Genomic DNA, 17,939 nt, shown 5'->3' with positions numbered 1-17,939 from the left:
CATGTCTGTCTCTTCTGCCCATGCGCCCGGCGCCGAACTCCTGCCGGCCCGGGAAACGCCCCTGCAACGTCGCCGAGTACGCGCCGCCTGGCTGTTCCTGGCGCCGATGCTACTGTGTCTGACCCTGGTCGCGGCCTGGCCACTGCTGCGCACGTTCTGGTTCAGCCTGACCGATGCCAGCCTGGCGGACACCACGGGCGGCGCCTTTGTCGGCTTGAGCAATTATCTGTTCTACAGCGGCTCGGGTTGGTCCGGCGTGCTGGTCGATCCGCAATGGTGGAATGCGGTGCGCAACACGTTGCATTTCACCGTAGTGTCCGTGGGACTGGAGATGGTCCTGGGGCTGCTGGTGGCCGTGCTACTGAACATCAAGTTCACCGGACGCTCCCTGGTGCGGGCGTTGATTCTGATTCCCTGGGCAATCCCGACCATTGTCTCGGCGAAGATCTGGTCATGGATGCTCAATGACCAGTTCGGCATCATCAATCATCTGATGCTGGGCCTCGGGCTGATTGACGCGCCTCTAGCCTGGACGGCAGACGCGGACCTGTCGATGTGGGCAGTGATTATCGTCGATGTCTGGAAAACCGTCCCTTTCGTCACGCTGTTGATGCTGGCAGCCCTGCAGATGTTGCCGGGCGATTGCTACGAAGCCGCGAGAGTCGATGGCATCCACCCGTTGAACGTGTTCTGGCGCGTCACCCTGCCATTGCTGCTGCCCGCGTTGCTCGTGGCCGCGATCTTCCGCATTCTCGACGCCCTGCGGGTGTTCGATGTGATCTATGTGCTGACCTCGAACGCCTCGAGCACCATGAGCATGTCGGTCTATGCCCGCCAGCACCTGGTCGAATTCCAGGATGTAGGTTACGGCAGCGCAGCCTCGACGTTGCTGTTTCTGGTCGTAGCCATGATCGCCATGGTGTACCTGTACCTCGGACGCCGTCAGATGGAGGTCCGCTCATGAACCCGCGACTTCTGAAAAAAGCGCTGCTGCGTCTCGGGTTCTGGTGCCTGATCGGGATTCTGTTGTTGTACGCAATCTTCCCGTTCTACTACGCCATCGTGACGTCGCTGAAGTCATCCACTGCCTTGTTCCAGGTGAGCTACTGGATCGACCACCCCGACTTCTCCAACTATGCCGCAGTGCTCAACCAGGCCTCGTTCGTGCGCGCTATCGGTAACTCGCTGGTGGTTTCACTGAGCGTGGTCACGCTGGCGCTGTTCCTCAGCCTGACGGCTGCCTATGCATTGGGCCGGGTGAAGTTTCGCGGACGAGGCACGGTATTGATGCTGGTTCTTGGGGTGTCGATGTTTCCCCAGGTCGCCGTGCTGTCGGGGCTGTTCGAGGTGATACGTGCTCTGGGCCTGTACAACACGTCCTGGGCGCTGATTCTGAGCTACACGATTTTTACCCTGCCTTTTACCGTTTGGATACTGACCACGTTCATGGGGCAACTGCCCCACGAACTGGAGGAGGCGGCAATCATGGACGGCGCTTCGTCCTGGGTCACCCTGACCCGCGTGTTGCTGCCGCTGCTCTGGCCGGCACTGGTCACCACAGGCCTGCTGGCCTTCATTGCCGCCTGGAACGAGTTCCTGTTTGCCCTGACCTTCACCCTCACCGACACCCAGCGCACGGTGCCGGTCGCCATCGCGCTGATTTCCGGCGGCAGCTCCCATGAACTGCCCTGGGGACTGTTGATGGCGGCCTCGGTGCTGGTCACCGTCCCGCTGGTCATCCTGGTATTGATCTTCCAACGCCGGATCGTTTCCGGTCTCACTGCCGGCGCATTGAAGGGCTGAGGCCCGACAAAGACAAGGAACACATCATGAGCAAATTGAAGCTGCACAACGTGAATAAACAATTGGGTGACATGCGAATTCTTCGTGACGTCAGCCTGGAAATCGCTGCGGGTGAGTTCGTGGTGTTCGTCGGCCCTTCGGGCTGCGGTAAGTCGACCCTGCTGCGATTGATCGCCGGACTGGACTCGATCTGTGACGGCGACCTGCTGATCGACGGGCGCCGGGCCAATGACCTGGAACCACGTGAGCGTGGCGTCGGCATGGTGTTCCAGTCGTATGCGTTGTACCCGCACATGAGCGTCTACGAAAACATCAGCTTCGGTCTCAAGCTGGCCAAGACCGATAAGACCAGCCTGCGCGAGCGCGTGCTGAAGACCGCGCAAATCCTGCAACTGGACAAACTCCTGCAACGCAAACCCAGGGAGTTGTCGGGTGGACAGCGTCAGCGGGTGGCCATGGGCAGGGCCATGGCAAGGGAACCGGACATCCTGCTGTTCGATGAACCGCTGTCCAACCTCGATGCCTCGCTGCGGGTACAGATGCGCAACGAGATAGCCCGGCTACACGCCCGGCTGGGCTCGACCGTCATCTACGTCACTCACGATCAGGTTGAGGCGATGACTCTGGCCGACAAAATTGTCGTGCTCAACGGTGGTCACATCGAACAGATCGGGTCGCCCCGTGAACTCTATGAACACCCGGCCAGCCGCTTTGTCGCCGGTTTCCTGGGCTCGCCCAGGATGAATTTTCATGCAGCGTTCTTGCACGAACCCGGGAAAACCAGCCTGGTTGAAAGCATTGTACTGGGCAAGACCACCCTGCCCTTCGACAGCGCTGGCCTGGCTGCCAACACGCAACTGAGCCTGGGGATTCGCCCGGAACACGTGACACTTGAAGCCGCACCGGAATCCACTGGCGTTGTCGTGGCCAGGGTCGAATACCTCGGAAGTGAAACCTATGTACACGTCGACATCGGCCATGATGAGCCACTGATCTGTCGTTGCGAGGCCAATGCCGGCTGGCAGACAGGCGATCAGGTCAGGCTGCGCCTGGACTTGGACAAACTGCACCTGTTCGACGCCAACGGGGTGGCCTTGAAGCGCCATACCGTTGAAACCCTGCCTGATGGCATTCCCCTGCGCTCGGCAACCGCTGGCGCCCTATGATCCAGGCCCTGAATACCATGAACGCATCCACGTCTCCCACCCCCTGTTCTGCGAATCTCGAACAGGCACAGCGGGCACTTGTCGATAGCCTGTCCCGCGTGATCCACGATTATCGACCCGCCTATCATTTGGCTCCCGTGGCGGGCTGGATGAACGACCCTAACGGCGTGGTGTACTTTCGCGGCGAATATCACGTGTTCTATCAGCATCATCCCTTCGAAGCGAAATGGGGACCGATGTACTGGGGCCACGCCAAGAGTGTCGATCTGGTTCATTGGCAACACCTTCCCATTGCCCTGGCACCGGGCGATGACTTCGACCGCGACGGCTGCTTTTCCGGCAGTGCGGTGGTGTACGAGGACACCCTGGCCCTGATATACACCGGGCATACCTGGCTGGGGGATGTGGGCGACGAACACCTGATCCGTCAAGTCCAGTGCCTGGCCACCAGTACGGATGGCGTCCGCTTCGTCAAGCATGGCGCGATCATCGACACCCCGCCCCAGGACTCGATCATGCACTTTCGTGATCCCAAGGTATGGAAGGAGGATGACCATTGGTACCTGATTGCCGGCGCACGCCAGGGCGACAGGCCCCTGCTGCCGCTGTACCGTTCGGCTGATCTGCATGCCTGGGAGTTTCTCGATTACGTCGATCGTGGCGGCGAGGGCGACGGCTATATGTGGGAGTGCCCGGACCTGTTCCGACTGAACGGGCACGATGTGCTGCTGTACTCACCTCAGGGCATGCAACCCCAGGGTTACGAACGGCTCAACAAGTACCAGACCGGTTACCGGGTAGGCCGGCTCGACAGTGAATGGCACTTCACCGGCGGGCCTTTCATCGAGCTGGATAATGGCCATGACTTTTACGCCGCACAGACATTGGAGGCCGCCGACGGTCGGCGCCTGGTGTGGGCATGGCTCGATATGTGGGAAAGCCCGATGCCGAGCCAGGCACACCACTGGTGCGGCATGCTCGGTTTGCCCCGTGAGCTTGAGTTGCATGCTGATCGTCTGCGCATGTTCCCGGCCCGTGAACTGACTGCCTTGCGCCAGGCGCCACTTCCAGGCACCCCACCGTGGGCCGGTTCAGGCACGCAATGGGTGTCGCACGTCAGGGGCGATGCGTTGGAAATCCATGTGCATCTGGATCTGCGCGGCTGCACCGATGGTCAATTGGGCGTCGCCTTGCGTTGCAGTCCCGACGGTGAAAATACCGAACAAACCCTGCTCTATTACGATGCTTCATTGCGACGTCTGATGCTGGACCGCAGCCGTTCGGGGGCGCAAGTCGACGGTCAGCGCAGCGTGCCGATCGACCCACCGATCGAGCAGTTGCGACTGCGTGTGTTCCTTGATCGTTCGTCCATCGAAGTGTTTGAAGAAGAGGGACGCTTCAGCCTCAGCAGCCGCATCTATCCTCGCTCCGACAGCCTGGGCGTGAAGTTGCTGGCCAGCGGGACGGGTGGGCACGTCGCTATTACCAACGCGTGGCCGCTGGGGTCGAGTTGGCTATGAACGCTATCGCTGGAGTCGCGAGAAGCCAGGACCCTGTGTCATGATTGCGCGTCAACCTGATTGGCCTCACCTCGCATGACTTCAGTCAAAGACGTTGCACAGTTGGCCGGCGTGTCCCTGATGACCGTTTCCAGAGCGCTCAACAGTCCGGAAAAACTGAGCGCCGAAACCCTTCAGCGGGTGCGGCGCGCCATTGATGAGCTGCAATTCGTGCCCAGCCTGTCGGCGCGCAAAATGCGCGGCGATAACCTCCAGGCACGCACCATCGGTGTGTTCGCATTGGATACCGCCACCACCCCCTTCGCTGTCGAGCTGCTGCTGTCAATCGAGCAGACTGCACAACAAGCAGGCTGGAACGTCTTCATCCTCAACCTGTTGAACAACCCGCCTACCGATCAGGACATCGACCTCATGCTGTCGCACCGTCCCGACGGGTTGATCTTCAGTGCAATGGGGTTGCGCCAGGTGAGCATTCCCGAACGCTTGAAGAGCAAGCCGCTGGTGCTCGCCAATTGCCTGGAGGATGACAGTCGCCTGGTCAGCTATGTACCGGATGACGAGACTGGGCAACACCGCGCGGTCCATCACGCGCTGAGCCAAGGCTATCGGCGTCCGCTGTGCATCAATCTGCCAAAACGCAGCCTGGCCTGGAGCCTGCGACAAGCAGGCCTGCAGCGCGCCTGCCAGGCATTCGGGCTATCGACCGAAGCGCTGCTGCAATACGACCTTTCCGATCACGATGCCTACCATGAAACAGCCGCCATTCTTGACCGACACATCATCGAGGGCCGCCCTCAATTCGACATCCTGATCTGTGGTAACGACCGTATCGCCTTTTGCGCCTATCAATTGCTGCTGGGTCGTGGCCTGAAGATCCCCGGCGATGTGGCCGTACTTGGCTACGACAACATGATCGGCATCGCCGAATTGTTCATCCCGCCCCTGACCACGGTACAACTGCCGTATTACGAGATAGGTCGCAAAGCGGCCCGGCACCTGATCGAAACCCTGCAGGTCGCGGGGCCCCAGCCAGTGGATTGCCCACTGGTGGTCAGGGCGTCGCTATAAGCCAGGCGCTGCCGGCTCCGCGCCTCATGCGACGCGGTCCAGTTGCTCGAATCAATATTGCGAGTGAGCAAGCTTGCTCACTCGCAACGGATCGATCTTGCACAGGCAGCCGAAGCGCTTGTCAGGCAACCAGATCGTTGGTTGCGAAGGTATTGACCCCCACCAGCTGAATCTCGAAATCTGCGGCCAGATCACCGTTGACATTGCCGTAGAGCACGTGGTCAACGAAGCGCAACTGCCCGGCGCCGGTGAAGGCATTCGAGTCGATGAAGCTGAACGCATCGTTCAAGGTGGTCAGGCTATTGGCGTCCAGTGTCGACAGATCGATTTTGTCGCCTTGGAGACTGCTGAAGTCGAGGATGGTATCGCTAGCCGTACCACGACCCAGTTCGTTCAACGCGTTGAACACGAATAGATCGGCGCCATCGCCACCACGCAAGATGTCGGCACCAATGCCACCACTCAAGGTATCGTTACCTGCACCTGCGTCGAGTCGGTCGTTACCTCCCCCACCCACCAGTACGTTGTTGCCGCCATTACCGGTCAGCACGTTGCTCAGGTAGTTCCCCCCGGCATTGATCTGGGCGGTGCCGGTCAGCGTGAGGTTTTCCAGGTTTGCGCCCAGATTCCAGTTCACCGAGGAAAGCACAGTATCGGTTTCACTGGCCTGGGTGCTGGTTTCGCTGACGGTATCCTTGAGATTGTCGACCACGTAAGTGTCATTGCCGGCGCCACCGACCAGCGTATCGACACCACTGCCACCGTTCAGGATGTTGTTGCCGCCATTACCGGTCAGCACATTGTTCAGGTAATTGCCGCCGCCATTGATATGGGCACTGCCGGTCAGCGTGAGCTTTTCCAGGTTTGCACCCAGATTCCAGCTCACCGAGGAAAGCACAGTATCGGTTTCACTGGCCTGGGTGCTGGTTTCGCTGACGATATCCTTGAGATTATCGACCACATAAGTGTCATTGCCCGCGCCACCGATCAGCGTATCGACACCACTGCCGCCGTTCAGGATGTTGTTGGCGCCATTGCCTGTCAGCACATTGTTGAGGTAGTTTCCGCCGCCGTTGACCTGGGCAGCGCCGGTCAGTGTAAGGTTTTCCAGGTTTGCACCCAGATTCCAGCTCACCGAGGAGAGGACGCTGTCAACTTCACTGGCCACAGTGCTGGTTTCGCTGACGACATCCTTGAGATTGTCAATGACGTACGTGTCGTTGCCCGCGCCACCGATCATCGTATCGGCACCGCTCCCGCCGTTCAGGATATTGTTGGCGCCATTACCGGTCAGCACGTTGTTCAGGTAGTTGCCACCGGCATTGATCTGGCTGCCGCCGAACAGCGTGAGTCTTTCCAGATTGGCTCCCAGGTTCCAGCTCACCGAGGCGAGCACAGTGTCGATTTCACTGGCCTGGGTGCTGGTTTCGCTGACCACGTCCTGGAGGTTGTCCACCACATAGGTGTCGTTACCAGCCCCACCCGTCATGGTGTCCTTGCCAGCCAGCCCATTCAGTAGATTACCCAACGCGTTGCCAATCAAGGTGTCGTCATTGGCCGAGCCGACTGCGTTCTCGATTTTAGCGCCGTAAGCAATCGCCAAACCTTCGTTGAAGGCAGCCTGGGTGCTGAGGTCCGTGAAAGCCTGGCCAATTTTACTGAACTGACCTTCGTTCAAGTTGATGCGTACTGACCCGCTTTGATTGCTTGCATCGATGGTGTCAACGCCGCCAGCATCCCAGATCGTCTCGAAAATCGATTGATCGGCAGTCCAGCTATAGGTGTTATTGCCGGTTTGCCATTGCATATTGGCGCCGTAGAGACGCTGGATAGCCGCAATGTCCAGCAACATCGGCGTGGTCGGCTCGTAGGAGTACGCCGTGTTGTAGCTCATGATCGTGTTGCTGACATCATCGAGCTGGGAAGCAAGTACCGTGGAGTTCGACAGGCCTGGCGAAAACGGATGTTTGAGGCCGAGTGCATGACCGATTTCGTGCATGAAGACCAAATAGTCGTAGGTACCTTTGACGGGACTAGGATCATTCGTTATCGGACCGAGCCAGACATCACCGCCACTGGGGGTATTGGCGGGAAAATAGCCCCAGGCCGCAGTGTCTGAGTCCATGCCCGCGTAACCGCCGAAGCGCAAGTCACCAACATTGGCAAGGGACTCGCCGACTTCCGTGAACTTGACGTTGGCGACCGACGCCCACTTGTCCAGCGCACTCCTGATGCCGGTTTGCTGCGCTGCCGTCAGAACGTAGCCGGCTTCATACTCATCGAAATCACTGTAGGAACTTGCGAAATAAGAGGTCTCGGTCATGAAACTGTACGTCAAGGACGTAACAGGCGTACCGGCGCTCAACCCAGTGCTCGTCCAATATGTGCCGAAAAGCAAGCTATCGATTTGCGCGTTACCGGTCAACGTTACCGATGATGAAGATGAGTATCCGAGCGGACTAGGCATTTGAAGCTTCCTGTAAGCAATTTGCGGTCTTCCCGATGCGACCGCTACAAAAAAGGGTTATTGTGCATCAGAAACAGCGGCCTTGATATCATTTAGCCACTTATTTCAATGTGAATGTTGTCAATGGGGTGTCACAAGCCATTCATTGACCTTACGAATATCCCCATCCCCCAACCTTCCGCTCCAGCGATGCAGTACGAGCATGCTTGTCACGAACCGGTACTGGGACTGATAAAAATCACGCCTTGCGCGAAACTCTTCCTTGATACTGTCCAGCACATCGACGGCATTCTTGACGCCATAGCCGAAGGCTTTCTCCGTCGCCAATCGTGATTTTTCAGCGGACTCCAGCGCGTGACGTGTCGCCTTGATCCGGCTGAGTTCGGCCGTCATGCCCAGATAAGCGGTGCGGGTTTCCTTGACCACTTGACGCCGCAAGGCTTCCAACTCCTGCTGGGCTACCTCCTTGTCGCTTTCGGAACTCGAAACCCGGGCGCTGGTGGAACCGCCACTGTAGAGCGGCACTTGCAAATCGAGGGAAGCGACGAGGTTGTCCGAACGAGGCGTCAGCGCACCTTCGTAACCGATGTCACTGCGTTGCGCCGTCAGGTTCAGGCCCAGCCGGGGCAGATGGCCGGCCTTCGCTTCACCGATCGCGGCGTCGGCGGCGCGGATACTGTGCTCACGGGCATGCAACGCCGGGTTGCTGTCGAGTGCCGTTTGCACCCAATAGTCCGGCGCTTGTGCCGGCAGGGTGAAAGCCGGGCTGTCGCCGATGCGTTTGAAGGGTTCCTGGACGTCGCGCCCTACCAGCTCGGAAATGGCTTCACGGCTGACCTGGACCTTGTTACTGGCTTCAATCTCGTCAGCCTTCAGCGCGTCCACGCGTGCTTCAAGGTCCAGGGTATCGGTCACCATCGCCATCTGGCGGGCATACAGCGCATTGATCCGCTTGAGATTACGCTCGGTCGCAGCCAGCTCGCTGCGTACCAGTGACAGTTCATCTTCGGCAGCGAGCACGGCGAAGTAGCGCTCGGACAGGTCAATGCTGGCCTGTACTTGGGTATCGTCGGACTCGTATTGACCTTTCTGGGTCAGTTCCACGTACTTTTGGTAGCTGCGCCAGACCTGCGGGTCGTAGATCACCTGGCTGAGCACCATGGCCATGCGCTTGCCGTTGTATTGGATGCGGCCCAGGTCATCCTCCCGTCGACTGCGGTTGACACTGCCGGAGGCGCTGAGCTGCGGCAGCAATCGGCCCAGGGCGGCCCTTTCGTTGCCCTCACCGCTACGGGTCATGGCCTGGGCCCGCAGGATGCGCGGGTCGGCCCCTTGCGCCTCCTGATGCAGTTGCCACAGATCGACATAGGGAAGCGCAGAATCGTTGTCAGCCAGGGCACCCAACGGCAGAAGCAGCAGACACACCGCGATCAGGGATTTCATGTCAATCCTCGATCAACGAACGGGCGAATGCGTTGCTGGCAGGCTGCATCAGATACTGCAACAGGGTCCGTTCGCCCGTATTGATCAAGACTTCGACCGGCATGCCGGGCACCAGTGCAAGATTGCCCAAGGCTTGGCGCCCGCTGTCGGTGAGGGCCACGCGGGCCAGGTAGTAGGCCGTGCCGGTGTCTTTGTTGGTCAGGCGGTCGGCGGATATCTGCACCAATTGCCCTTCGATGACAGGTGTGGTGCTGCTCTTGAATGCACTGAAGCGCATCTTCGCAGGTTTACCCAGTGCGACGCGATCGATGTCCATCGGCGAGACTTGCGCCTCGACGATCAATTCCTCGTTGGCTGGCACGATATCCAGCAGCGCGGTGCCCGGACTGACCACGGCGCCCAGGGTATGCACGGTCATGCCCATGACCATGCCCGACTCGGGTGCGACGATATCGGTGCGCTGGTCGCGGTCCTGCAAGGTGGCCAGACGTTCGCGCAGCTCGTAGACCTTGGTCCGCGCATCGCCCAACAGACCCGCGACTTCACTGGCGAACGCCTTTTTGAGCTGCAGGATCTTCAACTTCGCTTCGTCGACATGGACCCGTGCCTGTGCGATCTCCGATTGGCTTTCGGCAATTTCGGTCCGCAGCCGCGCAAGACTGCGCTCCTGCTCCCGCAGGCGCTGCTTGTCTACGTAGCCTTCGGCAAGCAGTGCCCGCAAATCGACAATTTCCTCTTCATAGGACGCTGCCAGGGTCTGCTTGCTGGCGATGATCGCCTTGAACCCGCGGATCTGTTCTTCGATTTGCCCGATGGTCGTCTCTTGCAGGCCGATTTCGCCCAGCAGCGAAGTCCGTCGGGTCTGGAAAATCCGGGCCTCGCTGTCACGCGCTTCACGTACGCGCGGATCGTTGGGGTCCAGGGTCGGCACGGCCAAGGGCTCGGGCGCCAGGTCCCGTTCAGCCTCGAGCCGGGCCTGCAGTTCGAGCGCGGCGATCAGTTGGCTGCGCATGGCCTCCATTTCCGACCGTGCCTGGGTGTTATCGAGCACCAGCAGCACATCACCGGCCTTGACCTTGTCGCCATCATGCACGCGCAGTTCGCGCACGATGCCGCCTTCAAGATGCTGCACGGTCTTGCGATAGCTTTTAACCGTGACCACGCCCGGGGCCAGTGCCGCGCTGTCGAGCGGCGCCAGCGCTGCCCAGCCGCCGAACAGGCCAAAGGTGACCAGCAGCATAAGATAGCCGACGCGCCGAGTCGGTTTGTCATCGATGGGTAATCCGGACATGTCGACAGAGGGGTGCAGATTATTTTGCATAAAGAGACTCGTCCGCCGCCTTCGGTTGAATCGCCGCAGCCTGATGAGGCGCGGGCGAGGCACTCTGCAATCGTGCCAAGACCAGGTCGCGCGGCCCGAACAGACTCAACTCGCCATGATTGAGCACCAACAGCTTATCCACCTGCGCCAATACCCCGGACCGATGGGTGATGACAAACACCGTGGCCCGGCTCTGCCTGAGTTTCTGCAACGCCTGGGCGAGCATTTTTTCTCCGGCATCATCCAGGTTGGAGTTCGGCTCATCGAGCACCACCAGACGCGGTTCGCCGTACAGGGCGCGAGCCAGGCCGATACGTTGCCGCTGGCCGCCGGACAATCCGCCGCCATTGGCGCCGATCACGGTGTCGTAGCCATCGGGCAGTTGCAGCACCAGCTCATGGACACCCGCCATGCGCGCAGCGGCCACCACTGCCGGCGCGTTGACCGGGCCGAAGCGTGAAATATTCTGACTGATGGTGCCTTCGAAGAGCTCGATATCCTGGGGCAGATAACCGATGTACTGACCCAGTTCGTCCCGGCGCCACTGGCTGATGTCCGCCCCGTCCAGGCGCACGGTGCCGGCCAGGCCGGGCCAGATTCCCAACAGTGCCCTGGCCAGGGTGGACTTGCCGGCGCCGCTGGAACCGATGATGCCAACCACCTCCCCGGCAGCTACCTGGAAGCCCACGCCACGAATGATCGGTTTGCGGCTGTCCGGCGCCCCCACCGACAACCCCTCGACGCGAATCGCCCCTTCAGGTGCCGGCAACGACATGCGCTCAGGCTCTGCGGCGACCTTCGTCAGCAGCTCGCGCAACCGCGCATATTGCGAGCGTGCCCCCAGGAAGCCTTTCCACACACCGATCAACTGATCGATGGGCGCCAGCGCCCGCCCCAGCAAAATGGAGCCAGCAATCATCAACCCTGGCGAAATCTCATGAGTGATCGTCAGATAGGCGCCCAGGCCCAGCACCAAGGACTGGACGATCTGGCGGAACGTCCTGGATACCGCGGAAATAGCCGCCGCACGGTCACTGGCCAGGCTCTGCAGGGTCAGGACCTGATGAATACGCCCGCTCCAGTGCTGGCGCAGGCTCGCAAGCATGCCCATGGATTCGACCACTTCGGCATTGCGCAAGCTCTTGTTGATGAAGGTCGTGGCGGCCATCTGCTCCCGGTTGGCCGCCTGCAATGGTCCACGCGTCAGCTTCTCGTTGGCAAAGGCCAGCGCCCCCAGCAACAACGCGCTCAAGACCCCTATCCACCCGTACCAGGGATGGAAGATGAACATGACCGCCAGGTAGATCGGAATCCAAGGCGCATCGAAGAACGCGAACAGGCCGTTTCCCGTCAGAAACTGCCGCAAGCTCCCCAGATCGCTCAACGGCTGGCCCGAAGCATTCATGCCGCTGCTGTAGAGGGCCTGCTTGAAACTGGCGTCGAACAGTCGCTGGCCCAATAGCGTATCCAGACGCGTACTGATCCGCACCATGATCCGTGAACGCACCCACTCCAGCCCGCCCATCGTGGTCATCAACAGCAGCATGATCAGCGTCAGCATCGACAACGTCGACAGGCTGGCGCTGCCGACGGCACGGTCATACACCTGGAGCATGTAGAAGGACGGAACCAGCATCAGCAGGTTGACGAAAAAGCTGAAGAAACCAACGGAAAGAAAACTGCCTTTGCACAAGGCAAGGGCGCTTTCCAGCTCGGTTTTGGGGTGGGCTGACATGGTTCATTTACCTGAGGCTGGCTGTAGGCAACCTGAAATCGTGAGGTGCTGCAGCAGGAACGGGCACCGTTGGAGTGACCGTGCGATACGGTTTATCGTCGGCTGTATCGGCAGGGCTGGACGGTTCTGAAGGGAAGGATGAACAATTGTGGTGCGGTTGGAAGAACAGCCAAACGCCCCTTTTTCACGCTGCCTGGCTGACACCGAAGCACTTGACCCCGGTGAGGTTAACACTGATCCAAAACACCCTAATAGGATTGCTCTGAACAAATCCATACAAATTCAAACTATCGATTTCTCCGGCCGGATCCGGACTACCCCATCTCTGCAACCACGGCACGTAATACCTGAACCCATAATAATAAAGACCCGTCGCATCCCGCTCCTTGCCCGAATACCGCACCGTCTTGTAACCCGCTTCAACTTCACTTCGCCCGGCAAACCAGGCCGTACCGCCATACGGGTGATAACTTTCCTGGCTGATCACACCCGCGTCGCTATCCAGTTCCAGACAACTGGCCCCAGGTGATCGGTCAGGCCGTAGCGATACTGGTCGTTGGCGATCCCGGCTGGAGGCGCTGTTTCCCAGTGCAATATTTGCATGGCGCTGCGTCCGGCCTGGACACGGATCACATGCAGCACTTCGCCGGAAGCCTCGCGGGAGGTTGGCGGGTGTTGAAGCATCCCCTGCGCTCAATACCCAAAGCCTGGGATCCCACTGCGCAACCAAACGCGCCATTGCATCATAGGCACTGAGGTTGACCCGCTCTTCGGCTTCTGTCGTCTCGACAGAGCGACAAAAGTCGACCCGGCGGATATCCAGCCCCGAGGGTCGACGACCGTCAAGACCGGCGTGTGCTGATGAATGTCGCTATTCACCTGCGGTGCTCTTTTTTCCTGGCTCGCCTCTGCACTTCTCGGTACAGGGCAGCCAGACAGGCATTGGGCGAGACGATGGCATTCCTCGGACACAGGCGGCTGGGGACCTTGGTCATTGTCGGTCTCCTGATGACGCTGCCTGACTTGCCGAGGACTCTTCCAACGTATCGTTCTCATCCTCGGCAATGCTGTACCACCCCAGGTAACGCTGGCGCCGCCAATACCCCATCGCCGTGACCGTCAGGGTCGGGCGCCCAAGAGGATCGTAGAACTGCTGGTCGCAATGACCGAAGCGGCGGAACGATTCGTCGTTGATGTAGCGATGGCCATCGGCGAAGTACGGCCTATAGACGCGCACGGCCAGGCCCTTGTTGTTGTATTCGACCCGCTCGCTGACCCGCCAGCGCTCAGCCGCTGGCGCGGTCACCGGTTGGTCGCCCTCCAGCACCAGGCTGCCGTCGTCGGCGATCTGGTAGGCGATGCCTGGCTCGACCTTCTGCTTGGTCTGCAATGCCCGGCCGAAACCGTCCCAGCACTGCACCACAATGCGGATCTTTCGCTCGGGGTTATCGGGTGGTTCCGGATAGCGGTCGGCTTGCAGGACCACTGCATGTACCGGTTCACGACGCAGCATCCAGCTGAAGGCATCGCGAAAGCACGCGCTGGCCGCGCCCTGCAACGCAGCATCCGGGTCGGCAATGGCTTGATCAGGCAAACGGACTACGGGTTGATAGTCATCCAGTGGCTCGAAACCCACCTCCACACCACGCTCGGTGCCATGGAAGCTGCTGGCTAATAGTTCGCCGAAGCCATCAAAACGGGCCTCCTGGACATTCTGATTCGGGTCGACGATGCGACGAGGCAACACGAACCGGTAGTCCACGTCGGTGACATGGGTGCTGCAATCGTCAGCGGTGGTGATGGCCATCGGAAGGCAATAGTAGGGATCGAAGACGATGTCTGTCGCACCCTGGCGTTCGGTAACACGGGTACGAATCACCCGGTAGAAACCGTCCAGGCCGGCGTAGGTCATGAATCCCTTGCGGGTCGACCACAGTATCCTGTCCGGTTCCTCGGGCAAGAGTGCCTGCATGGGCCGATAACCGAGTCCGGTCAGCTTGTCGGCCAGCTCCTCGGGATCGAGCACGGATTCGTAAGCCCGCAGCGCAGCTTCATCCAGCTCGGCAGACTCCAGGTAATCAGGGAGCGCTTCGAAGCTGGCTTGCCCCACCGGCAAGGTCTGGCCTGTCTGCTGATAACGCTGCACGGACAATTGTGCCAGTACCCGCCTGAAGTCATCCCTGGGCGGCGCATTAAGGCGATCGAACATCGCCTCGAAGGAGATATCTTCGGGTCCCAACATGGTCTTGGACAGTACCAACGCGTTGTCCCGGGACAGGTACGGCAAACCCAGGCGACAGCCCTGCGGATCATCGAGGTGAATAAACCGGGCCCGATGCTCACTCAGGTAGTAGTAACCCTGGGCGTCATCATGGGCGGCTCGCCACCAGGTCCGCTCGTGGGGTTCGCTGAACGGCGGTTCATCGTTGACCGACTTGCGCCGGGCATAATCGACCGTCACTTCGTGGGTCAGCCCGCCATAACGGTCCCACGCCAGGCTGATACGGTGATGACACAGGGGGTCGTCGGGCTGACGCTCATAAGTACAGAGGACGGATTCCAACTCCAGCGGCTGCATCCTGCAATAAGGCTGGTACTCCTCTCTTCCTTGCCACAGGCGTACGGCATAACGATGCTGCCGTATGGAATAGGGGCTTGTGTGCAGAGGATCGCTGGCGTCCGGGCCGAAGACCTCGACACGCAGCGGCAGGCCAGCCAGGGCGTAAGCCATGTCATGCCGTGTCATCTCGTCCGGCTGGCTGATAATGACATCGGGTGCGTCGCCTTGCGGCGCCAGCAACAACGCCGCCCCCAGGGCCGGAGCTGCACTGTCCGAACGATCATAGTCCGGGCCCGAAAGGTCCGGCAGACGGCCGGTGTGGAACCAGATCTTGCGCAGCACAGGCGCGGTAAAGCCGGTGCGCTGCCGTTCATCGCCGGTCACTTCGCTATCGGTCTGCTGCACCAGCCCGAAGCCGCGGAACTCACGCTCCTGACCGTCGTAGAACCCCTGGCGATACTCGAAGCGCTGGGTCAGTCGATTGCCTGTGATCTCATCAAGCTGGACCTGCTCGACAGCCACCGGCATCGGAAATGGCACATAACTGGTGGGCTCCATACCAGCCGCCATCAACACCTGCTTTTCATCCAGCCACTCCTGGGCCGAACTGCGGTAAGTCACCTGGCCCATTGCGCCCATGTTGTTATTGGTCTGCTGCAGCAGATACGGCTTGGCCTGGACAAAATCGCAGCGCCAATGCTGCGGCTTCATATGCGGGACGGTCAGTACCAGGCTGGAACAGCCAAGCCCTTGAAGATCGGCAACGCTGACCTGGCACAAGCGGTCATAGCGCACGCCCGCAGGCCAGGGCAGGATTCGCGGCGAGCTCTCGAAGCCCATGCCGGCGCGATTCATGAAGATCTCGGCATGCTCGCTGGTCAAGTAGATCAAGTCCGCCGCGCCGGAGCCATCCAGGTCCGCCAGCAACACTCGCGCAGCCTCGAAGGACGCCTCGGCATAAGGCAGGCTTGCAAGGCGAAATCCCGGATCGAATCGGCCATGACCACGATTGGGCCAGCAGACGATCTCGTTGTGGCGAATGCGCACCAGGTGCTGCTGACCGCTGCCCAACACATCGCTGAAGGCCACCAGTTCGGTCTGCGCCTGACTCAGCAGGGGAAGACGATCGTTGGGAGCGGACTCAATGTAGTGCGGCGCTTCCCGCCCAATGGCGAACCCTGCCTGCCGACGGCTGGCATACAAACGCACGCTACGTGGGCCGATCAGTGCCAGGTCAGAAAGGCCGCTCCCCATCAGGTCGGCCAGTTGACTTTGCGGGTGGAAAAACTCACGGGGGAACGCCTCGAAAGTGATGAACTTCGACCAACTGCGGTCCGGGTTCAGGGTAAAGAAACCGCTGACCGCGGGTTGTGCCATGACCCAATCCAGGCGGCCGTCGCCGGTGAGGTCCATCAAGGACTGGCGCACCGCTTTACGACTGTCCATCACCGGGATGCCTTCCAGCCGGCGCCATGAATCGTAGCCCACGTCATCGGCGCTTTTCGCAGGCTCGCCGCGTAGCGGTTCGCGGTAGTACCAGGCCTTGTCACTGCGATACAGCACGCCTGGAATGCCTTCGCCATAGAAGTCGACGAACTGGTATTGCTGACCGTCGTTCAAGCCGGGCATGGCCTCGAACGCTTCATAACGACTGTCGTCGTGGGAGAACGGTGAATAGCTGAACTCAACCGGCGGGCGGGACTCGAGACGCCCCTGTTCATCCAGCCCCTGGAGGTGTGCAGCAGCCAGCAGGTTGTAGCCCAGTGCAGTGACCTGGTATTCGAACAGCAAACGTTGGACCAGCAACGGTTCGCTGCCCAACGGCTCGAAGCGATGGAACATCAGGACCTGCCGACAAAGACGCAGGTTGCCCAACAGGAAACCATAACCATAGGTCGCGAAAGGATCGCTGCGTACCGGCCATACGCCGCTCGCCTCATAGGCTGGAATAGCGTCGGGCGCCGTGCTGCGCTCGCCGTAATCAAAGATCAGATCGAAGTGCCATTGCGCCTGTTCCAACTGATCGGGCGCCCAATGGTAAAGATGCTCGAAAGCCTCCGCATTGCCATAGCGCACGCGACTCAGATAGCACTGCGCCCGAAAATCCCGCGGTGTGTCTTCGGGCATTCCGGCGTGATCTTCACCGGCGTATTCGTAGAGGATATGTTCGCCGTGGGCGTTCAGGCTTTCCTCCAGCAGCCACTCGCCGACACGCAGGTGGTCCTCCAGGTCGGTGCTGCGCGAAGAGCTGTTGATACCGTACAGATGCAGGCTGCCATCGGCCCCGTGGACAAGCCAGAATCCCGGAAAGTCATCCACCGAGCGCCAATGCTCGATGCGCTCGAACGAGCCCTCGATGCGGGGAAAATAACGCGCCACCTGATAGTCGGTTCCAAGGTCCAGGCCACGGTAACTGCGCACCGGTGTCCGGATGATGTCGCCGGCATCGTCGCGCTCTGCCAACCAGACAGTGCCATCAGGTCCGAGCATCACATCGTCGTCGGTGTAATCCGGTACCCCTTTGCTGGTTCGCCGCGCCACGCAACCCAACGACAACACCCAGCCGAGTCCGAACAGGCTGTTGCCTACGCTGCTGCCATAGCTGAGCGTCAAAGGAGGAGCGAAACCCCGTCCGGGAGAGATGGGTAACGGCAGGTCAAAGGACGCCTTGCCGCTGGGACCGACATCCCTCCAGCCTTTGCCGATGCTCTGGATCGCACCGCCCCCCTTGGGCAATGAAGGAGGCGTCACGCTGACACTTTCCGGTTGGTCCATCGCCTGGCTCCGAGCGGATCTGCTGGGAGCAATGTGGGCGTAATCCGCCAGGGCATCTACTGTCAGCTTTCACAGTTTTTT

At 60.1% G+C, this 17,939-nt stretch carries 9 protein-coding genes and 2 pseudogenes; 5 read left to right on the top strand and 6 right to left on the bottom strand.

Going from position 1 to position 17,939, the window contains the following annotated elements; translation table 11 throughout:
- The first annotated feature begins 1 nt into the window (after position 1).
- The 5 genes from AD666_RS09100 to AD666_RS09080 all read left to right on the top strand — a co-directional run bounded on the left by AD666_RS09100 (position 2) and on the right by AD666_RS09080 (position 5,557).
- Positions 2 to 964, top strand: a complete 963-nt coding sequence (locus tag AD666_RS09100) for a carbohydrate ABC transporter permease (RefSeq protein ID WP_053150538.1) — start codon at positions 2 to 4, stop codon at positions 962 to 964.
- Positions 961 to 1,803, top strand: a complete 843-nt coding sequence (locus AD666_RS09095; RefSeq protein WP_053150535.1) for a carbohydrate ABC transporter permease — start codon at positions 961 to 963, stop codon at positions 1,801 to 1,803. The genes AD666_RS09100 and AD666_RS09095 overlap by 4 nt, the downstream gene beginning before the upstream one ends.
- Before the next feature lie 26 nt (positions 1,804 to 1,829).
- The gene (locus AD666_RS09090) at positions 1,830 to 2,969 is read left to right on the top strand and encodes an ABC transporter ATP-binding protein (RefSeq protein WP_053150532.1); all 1,140 of its coding nucleotides are present in this window, start codon (positions 1,830 to 1,832) and stop codon (positions 2,967 to 2,969) included.
- Positions 2,966 to 4,489, top strand: a complete 1,524-nt coding sequence (locus tag AD666_RS09085; RefSeq protein WP_053150530.1) for a sucrose-6-phosphate hydrolase — start codon at positions 2,966 to 2,968, stop codon at positions 4,487 to 4,489. The genes AD666_RS09090 and AD666_RS09085 overlap by 4 nt, the downstream gene beginning before the upstream one ends.
- Positions 4,490 to 4,564: 75 nt before the next feature.
- Positions 4,565 to 5,557 (top strand): LacI family DNA-binding transcriptional regulator, encoded by a 993-nt coding sequence (locus AD666_RS09080; protein ID WP_053150528.1) that lies wholly within the window; start codon positions 4,565 to 4,567, stop codon positions 5,555 to 5,557.
- A 139-nt stretch (positions 5,558 to 5,696) separates the two neighbouring features.
- Here AD666_RS09080 and AD666_RS09075 read toward each other — a convergent pair.
- The 6 genes and pseudogenes from AD666_RS09075 to AD666_RS09045 all read right to left on the bottom strand — a co-directional run.
- Positions 5,697 to 8,024, bottom strand: a pseudogene (locus tag AD666_RS09075) (M10 family metallopeptidase C-terminal domain-containing protein); the annotation flags it as partial.
- 120 nt (positions 8,025 to 8,144) lie between these two features.
- Positions 8,145 to 9,467, bottom strand: coding sequence for a TolC family outer membrane protein (locus tag AD666_RS09070; RefSeq protein ID WP_053150522.1), 1,323 nt, complete (start codon positions 9,465 to 9,467; stop codon positions 8,145 to 8,147).
- A gap of 1 nt (position 9,468) precedes the next feature.
- Entirely contained in the window at positions 9,469 to 10,788 is a 1,320-nt protein-coding gene (locus AD666_RS09065; RefSeq protein ID WP_053150519.1) for an HlyD family type I secretion periplasmic adaptor subunit, read from the bottom strand.
- Positions 10,778 to 12,523, bottom strand: coding sequence for a type I secretion system permease/ATPase (locus AD666_RS09060; protein WP_053150515.1), 1,746 nt, complete (start codon positions 12,521 to 12,523; stop codon positions 10,778 to 10,780). The genes AD666_RS09065 and AD666_RS09060 overlap by 11 nt, the downstream gene beginning before the upstream one ends.
- Before the next feature lie 250 nt (positions 12,524 to 12,773).
- Positions 12,774 to 13,177: pseudogene (locus AD666_RS25940) on the bottom strand (RHS repeat-associated core domain-containing protein); the annotation flags it as partial.
- A gap of 337 nt (positions 13,178 to 13,514) precedes the next feature.
- Positions 13,515 to 17,858 (bottom strand): SpvB/TcaC N-terminal domain-containing protein, encoded by a 4,344-nt coding sequence (locus AD666_RS09045; protein WP_053150504.1) that lies wholly within the window; start codon positions 17,856 to 17,858, stop codon positions 13,515 to 13,517.
- Positions 17,859 to 17,939: the final 81 nt, after the last annotated feature.

It is taken from the genome of Pseudomonas sp. Pf153 (genome assembly GCF_001269775.1).
Classification (GTDB): Bacteria; Pseudomonadota; Gammaproteobacteria; order Pseudomonadales; family Pseudomonadaceae; genus Aquipseudomonas; species Aquipseudomonas uvaldensis.
Note: the sequence above shows the minus strand (reverse complement) of the source record. Positions and strands in the feature narration are given on the sequence as shown.